17 protein-coding genes are annotated in these 23,912 nt (G+C 54.5%); 11 read left to right on the plus strand and 6 right to left on the minus strand.

The features are described 5' to 3' along the window. Window positions 1–768 precede the first annotated feature (768 nt). From VM554_03405 to VM554_03435, 7 genes are all read left to right on the plus strand, one after another. Window positions 769–2,985 (plus strand): hypothetical protein, encoded by a 2,217-nt coding sequence (locus VM554_03405; protein HVJ07403.1) that lies wholly within the window; start codon window positions 769–771, stop codon window positions 2,983–2,985. 177 nt (window positions 2,986–3,162) lie between these two features. After that, a complete protein-coding gene (locus tag VM554_03410) occupies window positions 3,163–3,711 on the plus strand; it encodes an outer membrane beta-barrel protein (protein HVJ07404.1) in 549 nt (182 codons plus the stop codon). 142 nt (window positions 3,712–3,853) lie between these two features. Beyond that, a complete protein-coding gene (locus VM554_03415) occupies window positions 3,854–5,272 on the plus strand; it encodes a hypothetical protein (protein ID HVJ07405.1) in 1,419 nt (472 codons plus the stop codon). A gap of 419 nt (window positions 5,273–5,691) precedes the next feature. Next, window positions 5,692–6,462, plus strand: coding sequence for a phosphotransferase (locus tag VM554_03420; protein HVJ07406.1), 771 nt, complete (start codon window positions 5,692–5,694; stop codon window positions 6,460–6,462). A 223-nt stretch (window positions 6,463–6,685) separates the two neighbouring features. After that, entirely contained in the window at window positions 6,686–6,913 is a 228-nt protein-coding gene (locus VM554_03425; protein ID HVJ07407.1) for a hypothetical protein, read from the plus strand. A 324-nt stretch (window positions 6,914–7,237) separates the two neighbouring features. Continuing rightward, window positions 7,238–9,193 (plus strand): hypothetical protein, encoded by a 1,956-nt coding sequence (locus VM554_03430; protein HVJ07408.1) that lies wholly within the window; start codon window positions 7,238–7,240, stop codon window positions 9,191–9,193. 352 nt (window positions 9,194–9,545) lie between these two features. Beyond that, entirely contained in the window at window positions 9,546–10,643 is a 1,098-nt protein-coding gene (locus VM554_03435) for a glycosyltransferase family 4 protein (GenBank protein HVJ07409.1), read from the plus strand. Between the two features lie 41 nt (window positions 10,644–10,684). Here VM554_03435 and VM554_03440 read toward each other — a convergent pair whose 3' ends face one another. The 6 genes from VM554_03440 to VM554_03465 form a co-directional block, all read right to left on the minus strand. Then, window positions 10,685–11,728: a hypothetical protein gene (locus VM554_03440; GenBank protein ID HVJ07410.1), complete on the minus strand. Its 1,044-nt coding sequence runs from the start codon at window positions 11,726–11,728 to the stop codon at window positions 10,685–10,687. 312 nt (window positions 11,729–12,040) lie between these two features. Beyond that, window positions 12,041–13,366, minus strand: coding sequence for an O-antigen ligase family protein (locus VM554_03445; protein ID HVJ07411.1), 1,326 nt, complete (start codon window positions 13,364–13,366; stop codon window positions 12,041–12,043). Window positions 13,367–13,408: 42 nt separating this feature from the next. After that, entirely contained in the window at window positions 13,409–14,443 is a 1,035-nt protein-coding gene (locus tag VM554_03450) for a polysaccharide biosynthesis/export family protein (protein HVJ07412.1), read from the minus strand. Next, window positions 14,436–16,766 (minus strand): polysaccharide biosynthesis tyrosine autokinase, encoded by a 2,331-nt coding sequence (locus VM554_03455; protein HVJ07413.1) that lies wholly within the window; start codon window positions 16,764–16,766, stop codon window positions 14,436–14,438. The genes VM554_03450 and VM554_03455 overlap by 8 nt, the downstream gene beginning before the upstream one ends. Window positions 16,767–16,966: 200 nt before the next feature. Beyond that, window positions 16,967–18,187, minus strand: a complete 1,221-nt coding sequence (locus tag VM554_03460; protein ID HVJ07414.1) for a glycosyltransferase — start codon at window positions 18,185–18,187, stop codon at window positions 16,967–16,969. Between the two features lie 62 nt (window positions 18,188–18,249). Then, complete coding sequence (locus VM554_03465) at window positions 18,250–19,722, minus strand: sugar transferase (GenBank protein ID HVJ07415.1); 1,473 nt, start codon at window positions 19,720–19,722, stop codon at window positions 18,250–18,252. A gap of 585 nt (window positions 19,723–20,307) precedes the next feature. Between VM554_03465 and VM554_03470 the strand changes: the two genes are divergently transcribed. The 4 genes from VM554_03470 (at window position 20,308) to VM554_03485 (ending at window position 23,808) form a co-directional block, all read left to right on the plus strand. Then, window positions 20,308–21,570 carry a glycosyl hydrolase gene (locus tag VM554_03470; GenBank protein ID HVJ07416.1) on the plus strand — a complete coding sequence of 421 codons (1,263 nt, stop codon included), beginning with the start codon at window positions 20,308–20,310 and terminating at the stop codon, window positions 21,568–21,570. Window positions 21,571–21,719: 149 nt separating this feature from the next. Beyond that, window positions 21,720–21,995: a hypothetical protein gene (locus VM554_03475; GenBank protein ID HVJ07417.1), complete on the plus strand. Its 276-nt coding sequence runs from the start codon at window positions 21,720–21,722 to the stop codon at window positions 21,993–21,995. An 89-nt stretch (window positions 21,996–22,084) separates the two neighbouring features. Further along, window positions 22,085–23,083: a radical SAM protein gene (locus tag VM554_03480; GenBank protein HVJ07418.1), complete on the plus strand. Its 999-nt coding sequence runs from the start codon at window positions 22,085–22,087 to the stop codon at window positions 23,081–23,083. Beyond that, window positions 23,080–23,808, plus strand: a complete 729-nt coding sequence (locus tag VM554_03485; protein ID HVJ07419.1) for a class II aldolase/adducin family protein — start codon at window positions 23,080–23,082, stop codon at window positions 23,806–23,808. Before VM554_03480 ends, VM554_03485 begins: the two co-directional genes overlap by 4 nt. Window positions 23,809–23,912: the final 104 nt, after the last annotated feature.

Genomic DNA, 23,912 nt, shown 5'->3' on the forward strand with positions numbered 1-23,912 from the left:
TCAAAAAGTTGCACGTCTTCCCCCGGTTCTCTGAATGGACAAGCACATTTCATACGTCGCAATACGTCGCAGTGGCGCTGAAGGGGTCCCGGGCGAGTAGGTTGAAGGAAGATACCAACGCCCTCCCCGTTCATATTCTGTCGCGAGGATCGCCTAAGCTCTCGCGTCGATGTACGCGGGGCGGAAGATCTTCGCGTCATGGTTCTGTGCAAATGAGGGGCCACTTCCAGCACATCGCTCTTCTTTAAAGGACGAATCGCAGTTGGAAAGCCAGGCCCGCTCTGAGATAACGCTCCTGCAATCCCATTGTTAGACGTGGATGAGTAAGGCTGGGTTGTAACAGTAATGGATATTCGATTGCAGCAAAGAGGGCTGGAATCGGCAGTACGTTGCATACTTCGGCTAGCGGGTTACCTCTAGCTATTGGACGATAAGAGCGGACCACTTACTTTCGTAATAGATTGCGCCGATTTTGAAGTTTCCGGCTGGAGGCTTCAGCTTCAAGTCATTACTTTGTAATTGCAGGTGTTGCGTGTGGAACCGATTTTCGCACCGCCATTTCAGGATTGCGGCTGCTGTTAAGAAGGCAATTTAGATGAGTGCGTCCTATGGCTCCTTGGTATATGTCACCGTCTCAGGCACGCTTTCTGGGATAAATAGTGCAGAACATTGCACACTAGCTGGACGTAATTAGCATCTCTTAAGGTAAGTACTTTGTCTCAACTGTTCCTGCGTCGTCTAAAAAGCTCTGACGAAAGGATCGAATGTATGGGCTTGCAACGGTCTCGCACTCTTCTGCTCCTTGTGTATCTCTCAGCGTTACTGCTAGTGGGGTGTGGAGGATTCAAAGGAGTAGTTACACCAACTCTCTCCTCCATCTCGCCTTCAACCATCGCTGCGGGCAGCGCCGGTTTCACGCTCACAGCCAATGGCAGTAACTTCACCGGCGGAACGAAGATTGTGTGGGACGGTGTCGCGCAACAGACCACGGTAGTCTCCAACACCCAGTTGACAACTACCATCTCTGCAGCCCAGATTGCATCTCCTGGAACCATCGCCATCAGCATTCTCAAGTCGGATACCACTTCCTCCAATGTGCTCAAGTTAACGATCACCGGAACGGGCCCACAAGGTCCCACGCTCACCTCAATCTCTCCCTCCACCATAGCCGCCGGCAGTGCAAGCTTCACCCTCACGGCTACAGGCACGAACTTCACAAAGGGCAGCACGATCACCTGGAACGGCGTCTCCATCAGCACCACCACATTCGATTCGGCGACTCAACTTCACGCCACCATCTCCGCCGCACAGGTCGCGCTTCCCGGCACCGTCAACGTGGGCATCCTCGACTCCACCAACACCCTGTCGAATCAACTTCCCTTCACTATCACCGGCACAGGCTCCACCGCGCCACCTACGCTCACTTCGCTCAATCCATCCACCGTAGTGGCCGGAAATCCTGGCTTCACGCTGACCGCTACCGGGACCAACTTCGTAAATGCCAGCCAGATTACATGGAATGGCGCCCCCCTCACCACGACCTTTGTGTCGGCAACGCAACTCACGTCTGTGATTTCAGCAACCTCCCTCGTTGCAGCACAGAATGTAAACGTGGCTGTGCTGAATCCTGACAGCACAATTTCCAATTCTTTGACCTTTGAAATCTCTGCGAACCCGGATGTCTCCCCGACGCTTACTTCTATCAACCCATCCGTCGTCGCCGCAGGAAGTCCTGCGTTCACGATGACGCTGGTTGGAACGAACTTTGATAATGCAGCGGTCGTGCAATCGACGAATTCGAATGTGACGACAAATCTGACGACGACTTTCGTCAGCCCCACGCAACTTACCGCACAGATTCCTGCCTCGATGCTTACGGATATAGGGCAATATCAGATCACCGTCCAGAACCCAGGCCCGAGAATTTCGAATCCAAGACCTCTTTATGTCGGCATTGTCACTTACTTCGGAGAGGTGAAGGATCTGGTCTGGGATCCGCAGCACCAGTTGTTCTATGCCTCGGTACCGAACGAATCCACCAGGAGCCCCAATACGGTTGTGGCGCTCACACCAACGGGCAAACCTACATTCCACCCGGTCCCGGGGGATCCCGATCGCCTCGCGATCTCCGGCGACGGGCAGTATTTGTATGTTGGGCTCGACGCAAAAGGAACGGTTCAGCGTTATAGTCTGCCCAGCTTTACACCGGATATCAGTGTGTCGCTAGGTGCGGATCCTAACCTGGGCCCGTACTATGCGCTCGATCTCCAGGTCGCGCCGGGAGCACCGCATACGATCGCGGTATCTCGAGGAATACCCGGCACAGCTTCCATCTATCAGGCGCAAGGCGGCGTCGCGATATATGATGACGCGGTCCAGCGCCCCTCTGTTGTCACACCTACCAGCCAGCCCGGAGTTACGGCGCTGCTGGATACGATTCAGTGGGGAGCCGATAGCACCATACTTTATGCTGCAGATTATGAGAACGCCGGTGGCGACTTCTACCAACTGGCGGTGTCTCCGTCTGGCGTAACCTTTGTCAGCGATCACCCCAACTACTTCCCGCCTCCTGATCTCCGCATTCATTTCGATACGGGGAAGCTCTATGGAGATGATGGTGCCGTCGTCGATCCTGTAAGTGCCACCCAATTGAAGAGCTTTGTTGCCGGAGGAATCATGACTCCCGACTCCACTCTGGGGCTGGCCTATTTCCTGGGACAACCCGCGGCTCAATCTGGCACCGTGGGCTACCTGCTCCAATCCTTCAACCTCGCGTCTACCAATGCAATCAAGGGCATCCCGCTCTATAACATTCAAGGCGCGCCTCAGCACATGGTCCATTGGTCGACAACTGGAACGAGCACAGTCAACGGTCTGGCCTTCAGTACATCCAAGATCGCTAACTGCGCATTCTCCCCCTGCTCTACCAGTTCTGGAGGGGTCTATATCCTCGTCGGTCCATTTATCACCAGCACAGCACCGTAGCGGACTCTTCGAGAATTGCCGGTTGTAAAAAGCCGGCAATTCTCGATCTCTCTGGAACGCCAGGTTCGGATTCGCAACAAGGTTTTACAACGCACAGTGAACGCAGATTGGACAGTCCAGTTACGAAGCTCGAGTGCTTCCAACCTGCATTTTTGAATACTCCTGGAGGAGTACCCCGTGTTTCAAAAATATCTGATTGCCGCTGCGCTGCTTCTGGGGCCCGCCTGCATGTTCAGCCAGGTGGTGCCTGCAGCCCGCGGAGGAGCGCCCCCGCTCACCGTCGGAGGTTACTTCTCGTATTTCAATACTGACTATGCTTCCAATCACATGGCAGGGTTCGGAGCCTGGGTGGACTGGATGCCGCTGCGCAACCTTGGAGTCGAAGCCGAAGGCCGCTGGCTTCGCTTCAACGCCCCACACGACTTTCACCAGGACACATACCTGATTGGCCCGCGTTACTCCTTCCGTCGCGGCCATCATCTCACGCCCTACGTCAAGGTGCTGCTCGGTGCAGGTGAGATTAACTTTCCTTATAGCCTTGCGCATGGCGGATACTTCGCCGTCGCACCTGGGGGCGGAATCGACTACCGGCTCCAGCGGCACTGGCGAGTGCGTGCGGACTACGAGTATCAGTTCTGGCCAACAGCGGTCGGGATTCCGGGCATCTCCAGCAGTATGCTCAAACCGAATGGAGTGAGCGTGGGACTCTCCTATCGCATCTATTAAAAGCAGACTGGTCCATAACCAACTAACGCCACGCTACGTGGGCCCCCGGCTCGCTTCGATTCCCGTTAGGATCAGAGGCTCGCTCCCGGCTCTGGCGCGCTCAGAACCAGCACAGGCTATAGGGATTCCGGAGCAACAGAGGGTGAATTTGGATGACAAGAACCTGGTCAAGATGAGCACGGAAGACACAACACTCCGGAATGTACCGTCACTGGTAGCCCGCAATCTCATTGCCCGGCTCTCTACCGAGTGCAAGGCCTACTGCATTCTGAGCGGCTATGACCAGCTTCCTGAAAGCTTCGACTCCGACATCGACTTGATGGTCGACGCCAATGACTTTCAACATATGCCCTTGCTCATTCAGGATCTGGCAAGCGGCACTGGCACGCATTTGTTTCGCACCACGCAACACGAGATCAGCGCTTGCGCCTATCTTCTATCCGCACAATCGGGTGCGAACCTCATCTTCATATCTGCTGATTGCTGTGCAGACTACCGTCATTATGGCCGATTGTGGCTCCGCGCCGATGAAGTCCTTGCAAGCCGCCGCCGGCATCCCAATGGTTTCTGGATACCGGGCGCCTCCTATGAGTTTCTCTACTACCTCATCAAGCGGATGAACAAGCGGGACTTTACCGCTCAGCAAGGCCAACGACTGCATCGTCTGTACACGGAGGATCCGCAGGGATCGGACCAGATGCTGGCCCGCTACTGGACCGGCAGTCACAAAGAGGCGCTTCGCTCGATGGCTGCGTCTGGAAACTGGGATGCCATGCCTTCCAACCTGGAATCCTTTCGCCGCGAGCTGATGCTTCACTCCATCGAATCGCCTCTCGAAAAGCTGGGCTCCCTGGGAGAACATCTTCATCATTTTCTAGACCGCGTTCTGCGCCCAACCGGTGGCTGGATTGCGTTCATGGGCCCGGATGGGTGCGGAAAGTCCTCGGTCATCCAGGCCATTACAGCCGAGTTTGCCCCGGCCTTCAGTGGAGTCAATCCATTCCACATGACACCCAAACTTCTGCGCAAAGGCAATCCCGCACTCCGCGATGTCACAGCGCCCCACGGACAGCCGCCGCGCGGCCTGGCTGCTTCCATCGCCAAGGTCTTCTACTACATTGCCGATTATGCGCTGGGGTATCTCCTTCGCATCCGGCCAGCGATGCTTCGCACCCGTCTCGTCGTCTTCGACCGATACTTTTATGACCTGCTTGTCGATAACAAGCGTGTCCGCTACGGAGGCCCCACATGGCTGCTACGCTTTGCAGCCAGGCTTATTCCGCGCCCAGAGCTTGTCCTTCTGCTGGATGCATCGCCCGAAGTCCTATGGTCACGAAAGCAGGAGGTTCCTTTCGAAGAGGTCGTTCGTCAGCAGATGAGCTTTCGCAAATTGATCGAACAGCTTCCTTCTGCCGTCGTTATCAATGCTTCCCAGCCATTGCCAGGCGTTATTCACGACACCGCTGCGGCAATCGTCTCGTTTTTTGAGGACCGCACTGCAATACGACTTGGACTCAACAGCCACTCCAGTTCGTTAGAGCTGACGGCCCCAAGGAAATAGAATCGGAATAAAATCGACGACTGGAAAGCTCGAGGATTGCACTGGACACCGTCACCACATCCGAGGTACTTGGCATTGTCTTCCCGGCCCACTCGTCTGAGCCTGCGGCCTCGCTGGACCGCAAGATGTGCGTCATTCCTCAGGCCGAGGAACCTCGCTGGATCATTCTCGGAGATCCGCGCAGGGCCATCCCAGTATTGCGAAGCTGGCGTCCATTCAAGCTCCAATCCCAGTTGAAATGGAAGCTGGTTGTCCTGGCTTCTTCCGCAAACGCATTAACCCATCTGCGCGGCACGGTTTGCGAGACAGTCCGCCTCGATCTCACTTACTGGCAGCGCCGGCTACCCGGGTGTTCGCAGGATTGGACGTACGTCATCCATGTGGGAAACGCATCCCATACGCGGAAGGCCATCCTCTTCATGCTTGGCAAGGACGCAGCCGTCAAGGCTGTAGCGAAGGTCCCACTTGCTGAGGAAGCAAGCGGAGCTATTCTCAATGAGGCCACTATCCTTCGCCGTCTCCATCCCTTAGGAGACTTGCCCGAAGTCCTGTTTCAAGATGAACAACACGGTATCGCCGCACAGACCTGGCTGGAGGGAAAAGCAGTCTCCCGGACATTCGAAGTGGCACACATTGACCTTCTAAGCCGGCTCGCGCAGGAGGATGAATCAGTCCGCCTTTGTGATTTCCAGAGTTCCATTGCTGCCAACCTGGACAAACTTGACCTGCCGCTGGATCGTTCTCGTCTCGGTCAGGCCCTCGATCTCATGGACTCCGAGGAGAAATTGCCCGCGTTCATCGAACATCGCGACTTCACTCCGTGGAACCTGAAGCGGCTTCGCAGCGGCCATTTCGGTCTTCTTGACTGGGAATGGGCTGTCGAAAAAGGTCTTCCATGGCAAGACATCTGCCGCTTCTTCTATGAGCAGGACTTCCTTTTTCAAGGGCCCGGCAAGGTTTGGGAGACGCTTTCGAGCCATCCCCTGCTGCGCACCTACTTGCGCCGTTTTGACATACCGGCCGATACCCTACCTGGATTGACAATGCACTATCTCCTGCGAAATCTATGCCTTAGGGTTCTCCACATGGATACGACGAGCTTCGATACTGCAGCCGTGGAATATACCGTGCAGCAGATTGAAGCCATCCTCGATACCAAGGCTAGGATCTCCAGCAAATCCCGGATCTGACACGGCAAGATTCGATACCCGGTCCCGAAAGTAGGGCCATTTTTGATCAATATGGTACTTTAGTACCGTATATGGCCCTATTCCCTCCTGTATGACTCTCCTCATTCCCAATAAGTGTTCCATTTTTGGACTAAAGTAATGGAAATCTAACACTTCTGTGCAGTTTCGCATTTATCCTGCCGATGGCAACATTTTGAGCACGATAAAAGCGGGAAGGGGCCGTATGAGCACATCCTCTCTAGCCAATCAGCCGATGGAAAGCACTTCGACACAGATTACCGACGTCGAGCGACTGCAGACGTTCGCTTCGGTCGAGGAACTCATCCCCCTCCGTAAGGGCTCGTCAAGTTCGCACAAGGTTTTCAGGGCCATACTCTTAGCCGCTGTTGGCGGCTCTGCCACATGGTATGGAACCTGGAGGCTGGCGGCGTTTCTTCTGCACTGGCGATAAAAAAAAGGGTCCCGAGTCCAAAAAATAGTGGATATGGGAGTACGTCATGTTAGGATTTCACAAAATAAAAGAAATCGAAGACTCCTGGCAATCCGGCTGTTTTGTTGTAATCCCTGGATTTTGTGTTTACCAAGTAGATAATATGCGTTGAGTTTACTCGGTAACATCCTTGGCATCGCTTAACGTGGTCAGACAAGACCCAATAGAGGCCCTCTGACAATCACGGTAAACGGGGAAAGTGCTTCCCCGTCTGCCACATGCACGCACGTTACATGACGATGAACAAGAATGACAAACGCAAATCCTTACCTCCCCTGAGGCACTATGCAGTTTTCTAAAGTTCTCATTGCATTTCTTGCAACTCTGGCAATGCCAGCATGCGCGCTCGCACAGGCGAACGTCACAGAGAACCAGACCACCTACTTATATGTAGACGCAAGCTCTGGCTCAGATCTTAACCCGGGAACACAATCCCAGCCGTTTCGCACCGTAGGGAAAGCCGCCGCCAAGGCGAAATCAAATAATGTCAGCGGCATCGGAACGAAAGTCTTCATAAATCCCGGTGTTTATAGGGAATTTCTTAACATCTCGGCTACCTACGGGCAGACATCGGCCCCCATTACCTTTCAGGCTACCCAGACCGGCACAGCGATCCTCTCGGCTTCTGATGTCCTTACCGGCTGGTCTAAGGGAAGCACCGCTGTCTATACCCACGCATGGAACTACAACTTCGGCACCTGTGCCGTACCGTCCGGATGGCCTTCGGGATTCGCACCTGTAGTTCTACGTACTGAGATGGTTTTTGTGAACCATATCCCCTATACGCAGGTCATGTCCCGCTCCCTCATGCGTGCCGGGACGTTTTACGTGGACGAGGCCGCGAACCTTATCTACCTTTGGCCCTCCTCCACCACAAGCATGAGCACGGCTCTGGTGGAAGCAGCGGTTCGCCCACAGACTCTTCAGGTCCAAGGCCGCACGAACATGGTCTTCCGTGGGCTTGTCTTCAGTCATGCAGCAAGCTGCATCAATCAGAAGAGTGCGAACGTCTATGGCAGTACGAACATCCTGTTCGACAGCATTCAGGCAAACTGGAACAACTGGGGCGGCCTGGGGATCAACACCAGCAACTACATCACGGTAAAGAATTCTGTTGCAAGCTATAACGGCGGCGTAGGATTTTCCGGTCTTCAAACACGCCATGCTCTCTATCAGTACGACGAGAGCGACTACAACAACTGGCGCGGTGCAATGGGAGCGCTTTACAACTGGGGCATGGGCGGCACCAAACTCATGGGAATGCACACCGCCACGGCAGATCAGATCCATGCCTACCGCAATCAAGCGCAAGGATTGTGGTTCGATACCGATAACAAGAACATCACCATCAGCAACGCGAGACTCGTACAAAACACCTTTGCGAATCTCCAGTTAGAAGCGAATGAAGGACCCGTTTCCCTTTCCGGCAGCGCGCTATGCTCCGGTGGAATTGGAATGAACATCATCAACACGGCGAAATTGACCGCGACCGGGAATGCCTTCTACAACAACGGCGGCACAAATAAATGGCAAGGCCAGTTCTTCCTCGCAGGAAAACCCGGAGGCCGTCAGATTACTGACTGGGAAACTGGTCAGGTGTACTATCTCTACACCCAAAATACAACCATGCACGGCAATCTCTTCCAGGATTCTGGTGCTGGGCAGTTTGTATTTGCTACGTTTCTATCCGGGACGGATTGGAGCTACTTCGCGGGATCGCTTACCTCCAATAACAACTATTGGTACGATGGCACCTCGACCAAGAAGTTTACTCTTCCCAATGGCAAACTGGCAGACCTTCCCGGCTGGCAAGGGAACACAGGCGAGGACCTCGCTTCTGTCTGGACTACCAATACGACATTGTCAAATACTTGCGGCGTTCCTGCTCCAACTTACACGGATTACGCCATAAATCTGGATAACTACACCTACAGCATGTCCGGGGGGAAGGCCGCAATCAAGATGTGGGTCAACTCGTTTGGGTATGGAACGGTTTCCCTCTCCGTGGCGGGATTGCCTTCGGGTGTGACAGCCGCTTTCTCGCAAAACTCCCTGATCAGCGGTGCGCCTGTGCTGACCCTTACTGCATCTTCGACCGCAACCAACCAGACCGTGCCTGTAACGGTTATCGGCACCAGTGGGAGCCGTGTGCATACGGTCACGGTTAATGTACATATCATTCCGTCTACGACCGTTGCCGCTGCGGCGGCTCCTACGGACTTGCAGGCGGTCCTTAACTAAAACTAGTCGAGTCTGCACTCGTAACCAGGGCTCATGGGGATCTTCCCCGTGAGCCGCTTTTTCTAGTGCGACAAGCGAAGCACCTGCCGAACCATATCCCTTCCCGATAACGCCCCGGATGGTATGCTCTTCTAGAGATTGAGGATTGCGTCGTCATGCCGCAATGAAATGCGAGCACAATCGCTGCATCCCATATTCTCCGAAGCCACTGGCCATGAAGATCCTCTTATCCGCATATGCTTGTGAGCCAAACAAAGGCTCTGAACCTGGCGTTGGCTGGAATTGGACTCAGGCGCTCCTCAAGCAAGGACATGCTGTTCATCTTCTTACGCGTAGTAACAATCGCGCTTCCGTGGAAGCTGCTCTATCTCTCCAGCAGGTAAAGCCCACGACGGCTTACTACGACCTACCGCGCTGGTGCCAGCGCTGGAAGCATTGGCCCGGCGGCATTTATCTCTATTACTTACTCTGGCAGATCGGCGCATATCGTCGCGCTGCAATGCTGCATGCGACTGAGAAATTCGAACGCGTTCACCACATCACCTTCGCGTCATTTCGCCAGCCTTCGTTTATGGGCCGGCTGGGAATTCCCTTTATCTTTGGACCAGTTGGCGGTGGCGAGGAGATGCCTCGCATCTTCCGTAAAGGAATTCCTCTCACGGGACGGCTCCTTGAAGCCTTACGCAACATTGGGAATCGGTTGACCTTCATCGATCCACTGATGCTCTCCACGTTTTCCAGCGCTTCGCTCGTGGCTTGCACCACCAGCGATACCTTAAAGAGGATTCCCGCCCGCTTTCACCGGAAGTGCATCGTGCTGCCCACGATCGGCATCGAGGAAGCGGAGATCGCGGCACCTTCCTCCAATACGGTCAGCGAGCCACGATTCCTCTTCGTTGGTCGTCTCATCTATTGGAAGGGGGTGCATCTTGCCCTCCGCGCATTGGCACAGGTTCGACGGTCAGTACCGTTGGCCTCTCTAAGAGTGATTGGAGATGGGAGAGATGCCGAGTGGCTGAAAAATATCGCGTCAGATTGTGGCGTTGCCGATGCTGTGGAGTGGCTTCCCTCGATGCCGCATGACGAAATTCTGCGCGAATATGCGAGCAATACTTCCTTTTTATTTCCCAGCCTGCACGACTCTGGAGGCATGGTCGTGCTGGAAGCCCTTGCCCGTGGACTCCCTGTAATTTGCCTCAATCTAGGTGGGCCGGGAGCCATAGTAACTCCATCCTGCGGAATACTTATCGATGCGCACCAACAAGGCGAAGCAGAGGTCGTAGCATCTCTAGCACAGGCTATGATAAGGCTCGCAACAGATGCTGCAACCCGAAACAACCTGTCAGCGAACGCTATTTCCCGCGCACGCGAACTCACCTGGGAGAGAGCTGCACAGGCGATCCACTCCTCAGCATGCCTGGATCGCGCGCCGGTCCAATCCGCTCGCTGACCGCTGCCAGGTTGTACTTCATGCTCGACAAGCAAGGAGATTTATTTTGCTGCGATCTCCAACGGTTCCGCTCCCGCCTTCGCGCGGATACGCACCCAGGCAAAGATTAGATAGCCAAGATTTCCGACCTGCCCTGCAACCGCAGCCATCACAATGCCTAATGCATCCAGATGCCTAACGAACGGGTACACAAGCAGCATGCTCAGCGTAGCCGCAACAATCGACGAGATCAGAATCGGTGAGGTCTTGCGGATCGTACGGAACAAAAAACTAAGTTGACGGATTGGCCACGCCAACAGGAAATATAGGAACTGTAGATTCAGAACGCTGGAATAGTCGCGGAGTTGATGCCCATAAAACAATGTTAGAAATTGAGCAGAGAACAACGAAGCGATAGAGAACACGATCAGAAGAGCCAGGACGCCCGCGCTGCCAAACCGAAATAAGAATCTGGATGCCTGGCGAATGCCCCCGCGCCGCATCTCTTCGCCAGCGCGAATGGGAACAATATTTTCCATCGCCTGAAACGCAACATTTACCGGACCAATTACATTCTGTGTGGCACGCACACCTCCAGCAGCCTGCGGTCCAACGAGGCTCGCGCCTACCAGTATTGCGCCTTGATATACGAACCATTGCAACTGATTTGCGATTCCAAGATCCAGGGAAATCCTTCGCGCCTTCCCCCACGCCGCTCTCGTCTCCGCGAGGGTATTGCTCAATTGCTCCGCGACTACACCGATGCCGAACGCCAGCGCCGACGTTAAGGCAATGGCCCAGAATGCCGTCTCCACCGTCAACCGTCTCGCCCACAACAGCAGACCCAACACAACCAACTGGCCAAGGTAACTAATCGCGTCATTCCATATCGACGAGGCTGCCTTCCCTACCGTGAAGTAATAGCGGCGCAACCAATCCTGCATCAGGAAGAAAACTACCGCGGTGGTGAATGCCAGGACAAGCCCCAGGGGTACAGCTCCTGGATGCAGCAAAATGTAGAGAAGCACGGCCAAGGCAGCAACGAACGAAGCCATCGCGCAAAACATTAGCTGCACACCATACATGCCGCGAACGAAGTACCGCATTTCCTCCGGAGTCGAGCAGAGCGCGCCCAGCGTTAACATTGGCGATGAGATAAAGCTCAATTGCACGCTGTTCGCTAAAAGAAGTATTGCGTAGGCTACCGTAAACTTGCCAAATTCAGACAAACCAAGACCGCGAACCAACAGGATACCAGTCGCAAAGTTCGATCCACTCACTACAAGTTGATCCAGAATGGTTTGCGTTCGGCGGTTGCTTTGAAATAGGAATTGAAGGCTTGAAAGAAGCCTCACTATAGAATTTCTCCCGTAGCTATAGAAGCTCGCGCAATCTTAGGTGCAGAACAATCAGAGAATCTAGCCTAACTGCGGTTCTTTTCTCTTGACGAAAAACCGTGGCCAAAAAGCAGGAATAGGTGCGACGACCTGAGCCATCTGAGCTCGACGCCGGACTAAATCAACATTGGTGATGATGCAAAGGAAGAGCGCCACCTCATACCCCATCCATCCCAGTATTCCAGTGGACATGATTGTGGTCATCCATACGTGGACAATTAACACATAGGTCCCTCCATACTCTGGATTCGTCTCCCATGCCTTCCACGAACGCAAGGTCGCTAGTATAAGCATCGAAGTGCCAATAGCAAATCCAACAAGGCCAAGGCCGGTAAGCAACTCCAGAAACCCATTGTGAAGAGAACTCATTTGTTCCAGATACATGTTTCCGATATGTCCAATGACTTCCTTGCCACCAACTCCGCCTCCTACTCCTAAGAGGGGGTGCAGTTCAAACTGACGCGATGCGGCTGTCCAGACCACAGTTCTGCCGCTCAGGGTCATAAAGTCTTCCGAACGCTGATGCCCCTGCAAGCGCGTCAGGATGCCACTCCAGAAAATCCATCCACCGATCGATACAGCCCCAATCGCCATTGCGGCCAGAATCTTGGATCGCTTAAACATTACGATCAGGATAGTCAGAAGAAGAATCCCAAAAGATGTGCGGCTTGCGGATAAGCTGAAGAGTGCCAGGGCAAATACCATCTCACGCATAGCTGCGGTTGTTTCTAGTCGATGCGCCTGCCATTCTGCCAAAACCACCAGAAACAAAGCGCTGGAGACATAGCCCAGTCCATTGCCTGAAAGGAACGGAGCCTGGGCAGTGGTTTGGGAGATAATGCCGGGCCTCGGCTGAACAAACATATGAATGCGCAGCAGAAAACCTGCAACGGTAACCAGCGCAATAGAAGACATCGTCAAGAGAATAATCTGGCGAAGTGCTTCCAGTCGTTTTAGGGGATTCTCAGAGCTGCTGACCTCAAGAAAAACCACGCCTGCCAACAAGAGCTCCGCACTTTTACCTACTGTTGCAAATCGCTGTTCCGACCACAACGCAGACGCAAAATATAAGAGAGCAAAAGACGCATATGCAAAACGCAGTTCGTTCGCCCTTATCTTTGCAATCCGAGGACGATATAACAGAACTAGAAAAGCCAGCAACAGCGCTGGGGCTCGGACAAGGAGCATAAGCTTGGTACTGCTATGCCCCGCTCCCCCGCCCGTTATATCTCCAACCTGAAGCATGGCACCCAGCAGGAGACTGAATAACGCGATACCCGGAAATCCCGCCACGCGAAATGCCGCACGCCATGCCTTCAGGTCCCAGGGATAAATGGTAATGCCCATACTTCATTCCTCAGCTCAATTTTCCGTCGACATTCGCCGAACTCATCGCACAGCGTAGATAGTTGCGGAAGTAGCTTGTCCGATGATCGAAGCACCTCCTGTAAGCATAGCTTTCACCTTACTCACAGGAACGTAGACGATGTCTTCGGCTTCAAGCTTGATTGGAGTCGCCTTTCCTTCCATCATGTGCTTATACGAAACAGGAACTTCCTTGAGCTGACCATCTGGAAGCCGTTTCACCACCCTAAGGCCACTGGTCTTTGCTTGCATGGAAAGCCCCTGGGCTAGCGAAATCGCCTGCGCCACGTCGAGTTCGCCATCCTCCTGCATCACATACCCTCCGGGACGGTTGACTGCTCCCAGGACATACACGACCCCCGCTCGTTTCACCATCACCGTGTCACCGGGACGCACCATCACATCTCGAATCGAATCCCCATTGCTGCCTCGGGAGTATTCGTAGATGTTTGTTGGCGGCTGGCCTGCTGCTACATCAGCATGCTTCACTTCCACTACCTTCCCGGCCGTCTGGGTCTCTCCGCCAGCCATACCAATCACGTCCAGCAAGGTGTGAGGAGCGAGAAGCTCAATCCTCCCTGGGCTTTGAACTTCGCCTAGAACTGTTACCCCGGTCGCCGCGAATTGCTCGATGTTGAGAGTAACTTGAGGATTTGTCAGAATCTCCTGATCGCGAAAACGCTGCTGAAGCTTCTTCTGGGCTTCCGGCATCGTATCTCCCGCCACGTGCAAAACACCCAGGAACGGAAAGCTGATGTTGCCGTCGTTGTCCACGCGAACGCGACCTGACAACTCCGGCTCTCCATACACATCAACACTCAGCAGAAATCCCGGGGCCAGTTTCAGGCTGGAGAAATCGTCCGGAATCGCGGCGAGCGATTGAGGACGGGGAGTCGCTGCACCTCTTCCCTCCTGCATTCCCGTGGCTGTCTTCGCAGGAACCGGACTACTTTGTGCCGTGGCCTGTGACGATTGTGCGAAGGTTATGCCCAGCAGAATCGCACCGCCGACACCCATGCAAACGATCAACCGATGATAAGAAAAGTCTGGATCATGCATTGTAGTAGTCGCCTCCTGCATCGTGACCATACGCTTCGTAATAGTCGACAGATTTCGTATCGATCCCGTTGAGCACCAGGCCCACCGCCCTGCTGCCACTCGACTCCAACATCTCTGAAAGATGCTGAAGAACTGCGCCGCTTGTTTTTCCTGCTCGGATTACGGCGAGAGTCGCATCCAACTTGCCAGCCAGAATCCGTGCATCCGTCACCAGAAGCATCGGCGGACTATCTACAATAATGAGTTCGTACTTCTGGCCCAGGGAAACCAGTAGTTCATCCAACGCTTTTGAGCTAAGCAGTTCTGCAGGCATGCTGGTGTCTGACCCTGCCGTCAATAGCGACAGAGAAGGCACCGAGGGATGCTTGTGCATCGCCTGATCGACAGTCGCTGCACCCGTAAGCACATCGCTCAGTCCAGGCGCATTTGGCACGCTGAAGATATCGTGTAGATGAGGCTTGCGCATATCCGCATCCACCAGGACCACGTTCTTCCCTGCCTGGGCAAACGCCACGGCAGTGTTATAGGCAACCGTGGTCTTTCCTTCACCAAGAACAGGACTGGTAACCAGCAGAGAGCGCAGCCGGCCGGCTGCCGACGAAATCATGATGGAAGTACGAAGGGCGCGATACGCTTCCGCACCTACCGACCTGCGATCTGTAACCAGCGGACTCGTCTCTGAAGAGATCTTTCCACCACCGCTTCCGTCCGATAACCAGCGAAGCTCCTCTGCGTATGGGATGTTGCCGAGAACTGGAAGCCGAATACGAGAATTCAGCTGCGTCGCATTATTTACGGTGTCGTCGAAATGCTCGCGTACTAATGCTGAGGAGAGACCAGCAAACAATCCAGCAACCAAACCAATGGCCAGGTACAGAGGAGGATTGGGCCGCGTCGGTGACGCCGGTGGATTTGCAGGATCCATGATGCCAATATTCGTGGCGCGAAGCCCTGCCTGGATATCGACCTCCTTAAGCTTTCCATAGAGCGCGTCATATAACTGACGGCTGGCAGCAGCCTCCTGCGTCAGCACCTGCAACTGTACCGTGCTCGCATTCAGCTTTCCTGCCTCCCGCTGTGCCTCTTCGAACGCCTGACGAATATCATTTTCATTCTGACGAGCTAACAGAAAGTCATTGCGCGCCCTTGCATTAATCTTCACCAACTCTTCCGCAACTTGCTTGTCTAGACTTACCAGTTGATTTTGCGTTTCCAGCATGTGCTGGTTCTTCGCTCCATACTTGGTCGCCATATCTGCATAGGTAAGCCGCAAGGCAGATTGCTGCTGACGAAGGCTCTGCAGCAGCTCCAGCCCAGATCCTTTTACTGCAACTGCTGCATCAGTATTCGCTGGTAGAGAAGTGGAAAGACCCGCGACAACCTCTGGATTCTGCGTCTGCGTGAGGTGATAGATGGCTTCCTTCGTCAAGCGGTTGGACTGCGCGGCTGTCAATTCCTGGTTCAGCACGTCGAGCCTATCCAGCGCCGGAACATGCGTCGAACCACCGCCAGCACCCTGCCCAATGGCCCCGAGCAACATGCTGTTCAGCCCCGTCTGCTGTTCAAAATCGGCCAACCGGCTTTGTGTCGTTTCGACGTTCTTCTTTAGTTCCGCCAACTGGTTTGCGAGCCATCGATCCGCATCTGCGGTAGCTTGTGTGCGCGATTGCAAACTTACAAATTCCTTTACGACCGTATTTGAAATATCCGCTGCTAACTTGGGGTCGGGACTCAGGTAGGTCACGGTAATCAGGCGGGTATCAGGAACATTTTGAACCTGAAGTTTTCTAGAGAAGATCTTGAGAATGCGGTCGCGCGTTGCCGGTGCCTCTTCAAGTGGAAGGCCCTGTTCAGCTTTAATCCGTGAGTTCGCACCATCCAGAAATCCCAGCAAAGTCGGACGATACGCAAACGGACGATGCTTCTGCAGATCCAGATCCTTGACGACCGCAAGCAGGACGCTATCACTTCGAAGCATCGCGACGTCTGTGGTAATGTCCGTCTTCAATTCTTCGGTAGAAGGTGAAGCAGGAACCACATTTCGGAGCAGGCTGGTTTGCGAAGCATCTTCTTTACCAACCTGGATGGTCGCCACGCCGGCATACTGCCGGGAGATCACGAGACATGCTAAGAGCGCCAATAACAAGCCGCACAGACCGCCAACCGCGATCACCATCTTCTGCTTCCGCATGACTCGCCAGACACCCTTCAGAGATTCGTCTTCACCCAGGCGAAAGGAAGAGCCTTCGACATATCGTTTCTCTGCGTCTTGCGGAAGATAGCGTGCAAGTGTTCCTCTCGGTGGTTCCCCTATAAAAGACATTGCTTCGAATCCTCCCTGAATCAGACTTAGCGTGGCCCGAATGACCGCCTTCACCTTCATCTATAAACCGCTGCAATTCAATTACCAGAAGCATGCAATACACTGCGCAGACTACCGCGGATTCCTTGTAACTATCCGCCGTCACTTCGGGACAACTTGTATAGGCTCTCCCCCTGGAATCACATTCATGATTCCTCAACTTATGGGACCGTTCTCTCCTCGAGTGAAACGGCGGTAGAGAGCGGAGAATCTCTCTCGTTCAAAGGAAGAACCCCGCGATAGATATCTAAGAGCAAGTTGACATTTCTGCTCCCCGTATAGTCGGACTCATACTTGTGTCGAGCACCGCATCGCATATCTGGAAGTGCGTTTCTCGATTCAAGCTCTCGAATTCGCTCGAGTAAAGCGCTCGAATTATTGCTTTCGAAGAGAACACCACTTACACCGTCCTCGATCATCTCCGGATAAGTTCCCATCCGGGAGGCAATCACCGGAGTACCCACTGCCATGGCTTCAATCACGACTCGCGGCATGCCCTCATACCACAACGAGGGACATAGAATCGCTTTGGCCGATCCCATCATCTGCAGAACCTCGTCGCCACTCTTGCTTCCCAGCCACGCAACATTGGTAAGGTTCGCGGCTGCTTCCCTCACCTCGTCTTGCAACGGGCCAGAACCAAGTATCCGCAACACAGGTAAGTCAGGACCGTTTTTCCAGCATTGGAGAAGTGTGCGTATTCCTTTCTCTTCCGTCAGCCTCCCCACGAAGAGATAGTAGCCTCCTCCGCCTGCCTGGAAGCCTGGGTCTGGATCGATAAAGTTCGGCTTCACAACAATCTTCTGCTCCGGCAAACCACCCTCGACAAGCTTGTTCTTTGCGAAGCATGAGAGTGCGATAAATCTGTCGACTGCGTGGTGCCACGTACCCGCACTCCAATGTGCCAGCATTGCCGCGGTTGCGATGGCACTTCCCGCATGGCTGCCGCGATAGCATTTATGGATTACCCCGGAGGGGCGCAACCGGCTGCCAATACAGTCCTCACACACTCCCCCGTTGCGAAACAGCGTCGCACCCACGCACAGAAGTCGGTAGTTATGCAGCGTGTTCACAACTGGAATTCCAGCGCGTTTGCAGGTCCAGAAGATAGCGGGTGACAGAGTTGGAAACCAGTTATGAACATGAACGACGTCTGGTTTCCATCGCGCCAGAGCAGCGGAAACGCGTCCCTGACTGCGCACTCCATAGAAGGCCGAGATAGACGCAGTAAGCTTTCCGTGGAGCCCGGCAATTGCGTCGTTATCTTCTATCAGAGTCTCTACTTCAACACCATGTGCCGCCAGAAGATTGGCCTCTGACGATACGACGGCGTCCTCTCCCCCTCGTTGTTGATACCGGTTATGAAGAATCAACACTCTCATCGTGATCTCTGGCCAAACCTTCGCACGCGTGAAGGTGCCGTATTCAAATTGGCGGCCTGACCTCACACACCTTTCGCGGCATAAACAAGCGTATGCAGCAGGATTGCGATATCCAGAAGCAGAGTGCGGTTCTGAATGTAATAGAGGTCGTATTCAATCGACTCGTGGATGGCGTACTGTCGATCTGCGCTGAGCTGCCAGAGCCCTGTGATTCCTTGAGGAACAGTCAAGCGAGTCATCTCGACCGGACCATAGCCTTCGGTGATGAACGGCATCTCCGGCCGCGGCCCCACCAGGGACATGTCTCCCTTGAGCACATTGATTAGCTGAGGAATCTCATCGAGACTGCTCCTTCGCAGAAAGCGCCCCATGCGCGTAATACGCGGATCCGCCTGGTGTGCCGGCGAGCAGGCATACTTTGGCGCGTCCACCTTCATGCTGCGAAACTTCAAGATCTCGAACAGATCGCCGTCGCGGCCAACCCGGCTTTGCCGGAAGAAGATTGGCCCCTTGGATTCCAACCGGATAAGAAGCGCAAGAATGCCCCACACCGGTGCGCTCACCAAAATCAGTACCGCGGAAAGCAAAATATCCAGGCTCCGCTTCGCCACGTGATAGGCCACGCCAGGCCCCTTCAACAGCGAGGTCGCCACTAACAGTCCGTCCATCTCCCAGACCCACATCGGCGACTTCTCCGCGAGTGCCTGATGATTGCCTACAAAGGATATGGTGCAGTTTGCCTCGCGCGCCGCATCCCGCACGGTGGCGAGATTCCGGTCCGATATATCGGGATCGCAGACGAAGATATCCTCAACTGCCAATCGCTCCAGCATCTCCGCGGTAACGGTTTCGTGGAAGACCGGTTTGCTATCCCGCTCATAGTAGTCGTTGCTGAAGATGGAATAGCTCCCATCGCCATCGCTGGATACGAAGCCTATAGGATCTATACCGAGATTGGGAGAATGGATGGCTCCTGTGAAGAATCGGCGAGCTGTACGTTTCGATCCGTAGATAAGCGTACGTCGCTTGGGAAAGGCAGGGCTGCAATAATTTCTGACAATATCCTGCAGCCAGAGGCGACCACCAATCAGTGTTCCGGTGCTCACGACCCAGACGCTCAACACCGTCATTCGCGGCACAGGATAGCGCGCCAGCACTAGCCCTGCGACGCAGATCATGATCGCTTTGATCGACGTGCGCAGCAGGATTTCGGTCTCTTTTACATGTAGCAGGCTCGAAACAGGCTGATACGCGCCGGTTCCCTGCAGCAGCGAGAGAAACAACACCGCGTAAAGTATCCCGCCTGCAATAAGCTGATCCAAAGTTACAGCAAAGGCGTGAGAGCGCTGTAGAAAGTGACCGAGCATTCCGCCTATGACAGCGCCAACGGCCAACAGCAGAAAATCGCATGCCACCTCAACAATGGGCAGAGAGAGCGTTGAAAGACCGGAAGGGCGACTACGCACTTCAAGAGTGGCTGGATATCTGCCCGCAAGACTTTCATGCGGTTGTGGGGGAATTGCGTCCGTACTCATAAACGTGGTCTCCAAGCCAATGAATCCGCGGGGAAGCGGCACAACTTGTACGCAAATGAGTCAAGCAACCAAACGGTAGGATGCAGAAAATGGGAACCTTGCCATGCAAGCGCCCTAGATTGGTCCAATTAATCTTTCACGAATCATTAAGCCAGCAATAATCTTGCGTTATTTTTGTTACGCAGACTGGTGGATGCGTAATCATCCTTTACGGACTTTAGTAACCCTTCGAATCGTCCTCTAAGTTCGGGTGATCGTCCTATCCCTCGGGAACACATGGAATTATGGGGCCCCGGCGATCTATGCAATCTTTCGAATGGAGTACGCATTGTTTTGCATACCTCACAAACAGCCTTTTCACCCTTCCCAGTTATGTAATCGAATTCATCACTGGGATTCTTTCCGGGAAGAACCTCGGTCATGGAAACGTGGAACCGTAGGATGCTGAAGCAACAGGAACTTTTGCAGTTACAGTTCGACCATCGTTGCATCTATGCATAGCATGAGGCCTCGGTCCATACAGCGCACGAACTTTAGCAAGTGCATGTTCGTTGCCATCTCCAATTACTGGATAGGTGCCAAGATATGAAACCACTCCAAAGACTGATGACCTATGGTCTTTCGCTTTCATGCGGTTTGCTGCTCGTGATGACGATGCCGGACTTGCGTGAAGGCAAACCCGCATCTGCAACAGTGCAGGCAAGCACGAATCTGCAGCCAATAGTCTTCACGCCGCAATTCGTGGGGATGCACGTTTTATCCCCCACCCGTCACTGGCCCACCATACCCTTCGGCGCGTTACGCCCTACGGGAACCTCCTGGCCCTACGTTGAACCCTCCAAAGGTAAATATGACTGGCATGGGTTGGACTCCTATGTATCCGTCGCGCAGTCTCATGGCGTGGAGCTCGACTACCTCTTCCTGAATACTCCGCAGTGGGCCAGCACCCGGCCAAATGAACGTTGCACTCGAGGTCCCGTCGGCTGCGCAGCGCCACCCAATCCAGCGGACTGGGAGGAGTTTGTAACTGCGTTGGTGACGCGCTACAAAGGACGCATCTCGAGCTATGAGCTATGGAATGAACCCAATGCTCCGGGCTATTGGACCGGAACTCCGGCTCAGATGGTCGATATGGCTGCCCGAGCCTATCGCATCATCAAGTCCATTGATCCCCACGCAATTGTCGTAAGCCCCTCGCCTTCTTCCTCTGGCTGGCCTCAGCCGCACGACGTCTGGATGGACCAGTATCTAGCCGCAGGCGGCGCCAAGTATGCCGATGTTATTGCCTGGCATGGCTACGCCGGCCGTAATGACAGACCCGCGCTTCCTCCCGAAGATCTCGCCAGACAGATCGCTGTCCTGCATTCCGTCCTCGCGAAGCATCATGTGAACTTGCCTGTCTGGAATACAGAAGGCGGATGGGGCAGGAACACCCAACTTCCAGATCCAGACCAGCAGGCCTCGTTTCTGGTCAAGTGGTATCTCATACAGTTCACCAACGGCATCGCTCGGGCTTATTGGTATCAATGGGATGGCCCTGAATGGGGCACCCTATGGAGAGAAGGCTCTGGAGTGACCCCTGCCGGAACGGCCCTGGGGCAGGTCCGCAACTGGCTGCAGGATGTAACTGCCGCCAGCCCCTGCCAGCAGCAGAACAACGCCGTCTGGGCTTGCGACCTGATGAAAGGCGATGCCCACTATCGCGTCATGTGGAATGCCGCCGGAACGACTTCCTATTCAGACGCCCAGGGATTTCGATCCGCAGTCGACCTGGATGGCACTCAACATCCAATCGAAGGCAAGTCCATCACTGTAGGGACTCGGCCAACTTTCTTCCGCATGAATTGAATGCGAGATAATTCCCTTTTCCGAATCGTGGCCGGTGCCATGGTTCACGCTGTCGGCTCTCTCGTTTGGCCGACGTTACGTCATAAATCACCTTGGTGTTGTGTTGCGTCTGGATCAATCGGGGAACGGGGGATACAATCACAACCAACATGTTGCGATGGCTACAAATCGTCACGACGCTCGTGCTCCTGGTCTGCGTGCTGGCCATCTGCATTGCGCCGCTTGTCGATCTTCCCTACGCAAACCTCAGGTCGTATCAGATGGTCGTCCTGATGATGGTATGGCTGATTGCAACCGCATCCCTGGCCACCTCATCCGCGCTGGAACCGCTGCTGGCAAGGTGGCCCGTCTTCCTCAATAACCCGTCGCCTGGCTGGCCTTTCCTTGCGCTCCCCATCGAAAGAAGCTGCATGCTGCAATGCTAAGTAGCAATTGACGTTAGGTTCTTCTCCCCGGTCTCGGAAAGTCCTGATTTCGAACGCTTCACGGTCGTCGCGCTATGCGGGGTAGTCAAATGAAAGATTCAGTACTCAAGGCATGGTCCTCCACTCTGGCGGGCCGACGCCCGTCGCTCTCCATTGAAATCACTCGCGAGTGTCCGCTTCGCTGTCCGGGATGCTATGCCTTCGATCCAGCGCATCTCGGCGGCGGCGGCATCACCCTTCGCCAGTTAGCTGATTACAAGGAGGATGCTTTAGTTCAGGGCATTCTGCGCCTGGTCGATTTCCACCGCCCTCTCCACGTTTCTCTCGTCGGTGGAGACCCATTGGTGCGCTACCGGGAACTCGAGGTTCTGCTGCCGCAGCTCGTGGCACGCGGAATTTTTGTGCAGGTTGTTACCAGCGCATTTCGCCCCATCCCCAGCCATTGGGCGAGCTTTCCGCGCTTTAATCTCGTTGTCTCCGTCGATGGGCTGCAGCCCGAGCACGATGAGCGTCGGAAACCTGCTACGTATGAACGAATTCTGAAAAATCTTCAGGGCAGCGTCAAAGCGACGATCCACTGCACCATCACCGGCCAGATGACGGCTAAGCCCAACTATCTGGAGCAGTTCCTCCGCTACTGGAGCCAGAGGCCCGAGGCCCGCAAAGTATGGATGAGCATCTTTACTCCACAACAAGGCGCTGTTGGACCTGAGATCCTGAGCCCGCAAGCGCGCAGTGAGGTCATTGCCGAACTTCGGCGCCTACGGCCGCTGTATCCCATTCTCGATATGCGCGAATCCTTGATCCGCGAGCTAGAGCATCCGCCTCGCTCCCCTGCTGAGTGCATCTTCGCACGCACCACAGAGACGATCTCCGCTGATCTCAAGACACGCATCTCCCCCTGCCAGTTCGGTGGCAATCCGGATTGCTCGCAATGCGGATGTATTGCTTCCATGGGACTCGCCGCCATTGGCCATTACAAGGTCGTTGGTCCCCTCACCGCAGGTCATCTGTATACTGCTTCCGAATTTGTTGGAAAAGGTGTGAGAATGCTGATGAACAAGCCGAAGGAGACTGCTGCCCGATGATCCGAGACTGGACCGAAGACACCATGCAGACCACCAGCGATCACCTGGCGTTTACCGCCTGCGCATCCGAACGTGAGCTATTAAGAGAGCTTGTCAGCATCGGCAAGCGGATGTATCGAATGGGCTATGCGCCCGGAACCTCGGGCAATATTTCCGTTAGGCTCGACAGCCAGCGAATCCTGGCAACCCCCACAGGGTGCGGCAAGTCGCTCATGCGCCCCTCCGACATGGTCGTGGTCGATCCCGATGGCCACAAGCTATGCGGCAAGCACAACCCCACGAGCGAGCTCGGCATGCACCTCACCGTCTATCGCATGCGCCCCGATGTGCAGGCCATCGTTCACGCTCATCCACCGATCGCTACAGCATTCGCCGCCTGCCGCAAGGCACTCGACGAGCCCATCTGCTCTGAGATTCTCATGACCACCGGTCCAGTGCCTCTCGCCGCTTATGCCACTACAGGCACGGAAGAAGTGAGTGCAAGCCTCGAACCTTTCATACCCATGTACGATGCGATTCTTCTTGCCAATCATGGTGTCCTCACCTATGGGGGAAGCCTGCTCGACGCCTTCATGAAGATGGAAACCACCGAGCACTTCGCCCAGGTGTGCCTCGCAGCGCATCAGCTCGGCGGAGCCCGTGCACTCAGCAGCGTAGATATTGAAAAGCTGCATCATGCGCGTGGCAGATATAGGCAGAACTCTGGAGAAGCCTGCAGATACTAAGGCTCCGGTGTCTCCGGTTCCCTTGCCTCATGGCGCTTGGTTATCTTGCGAGGCGGCCGGAAGGAATTCATCGGGGTGTCGGGTCGATACTTCCAGCCATGAAT

It is taken from the genome of Acidisarcina sp. (assembly GCA_035539175.1).
Classification (GTDB): domain Bacteria; phylum Acidobacteriota; class Terriglobia; order Terriglobales; family Acidobacteriaceae; genus JANXZS01.

What these genes read in the sequence shown, in the direction of transcription:
- VM554_03405 (HVJ07403.1), top strand. Translation starts at nt 769, where the DNA reads ATGGGCTTGCAACGGTCTCGCACTCTTCTGCTCCTTGTGTATCTCTCA.
- VM554_03420 (HVJ07406.1), top strand. Translation starts at nt 5,692, where the DNA reads ATGCTTGGCAAGGACGCAGCCGTCAAGGCTGTAGCGAAGGTCCCACTT.
- VM554_03425 (HVJ07407.1), top strand. Translation starts at nt 6,686, where the DNA reads ATGAGCACATCCTCTCTAGCCAATCAGCCGATGGAAAGCACTTCGACA.
- VM554_03430 (HVJ07408.1), top strand. Translation starts at nt 7,238, where the DNA reads ATGCAGTTTTCTAAAGTTCTCATTGCATTTCTTGCAACTCTGGCAATG.
- VM554_03440 (HVJ07410.1), bottom strand. Translation starts at nt 11,728, where the DNA reads ATGCGGTACTTCGTTCGCGGCATGTATGGTGTGCAGCTAATGTTTTGC.
- VM554_03445 (HVJ07411.1), bottom strand. Translation starts at nt 13,366, where the DNA reads ATGGGCATTACCATTTATCCCTGGGACCTGAAGGCATGGCGTGCGGCA.
- VM554_03450 (HVJ07412.1), bottom strand. Translation starts at nt 14,443, where the DNA reads ATGCATGATCCAGACTTTTCTTATCATCGGTTGATCGTTTGCATGGGT.
- VM554_03455 (HVJ07413.1), bottom strand. Translation starts at nt 16,766, where the DNA reads ATGTCTTTTATAGGGGAACCACCGAGAGGAACACTTGCACGCTATCTT.
- VM554_03460 (HVJ07414.1), bottom strand. Translation starts at nt 18,187, where the DNA reads ATGAGAGTGTTGATTCTTCATAACCGGTATCAACAACGAGGGGGAGAG.
- VM554_03465 (HVJ07415.1), bottom strand. Translation starts at nt 19,722, where the DNA reads ATGAGTACGGACGCAATTCCCCCACAACCGCATGAAAGTCTTGCGGGC.
- VM554_03470 (HVJ07416.1), top strand. Translation starts at nt 20,308, where the DNA reads ATGAAACCACTCCAAAGACTGATGACCTATGGTCTTTCGCTTTCATGC.
- VM554_03475 (HVJ07417.1), top strand. Translation starts at nt 21,720, where the DNA reads ATGTTGCGATGGCTACAAATCGTCACGACGCTCGTGCTCCTGGTCTGC.
- VM554_03480 (HVJ07418.1), top strand. Translation starts at nt 22,085, where the DNA reads ATGAAAGATTCAGTACTCAAGGCATGGTCCTCCACTCTGGCGGGCCGA.
- VM554_03485 (HVJ07419.1), top strand. Translation starts at nt 23,080, where the DNA reads ATGATCCGAGACTGGACCGAAGACACCATGCAGACCACCAGCGATCAC.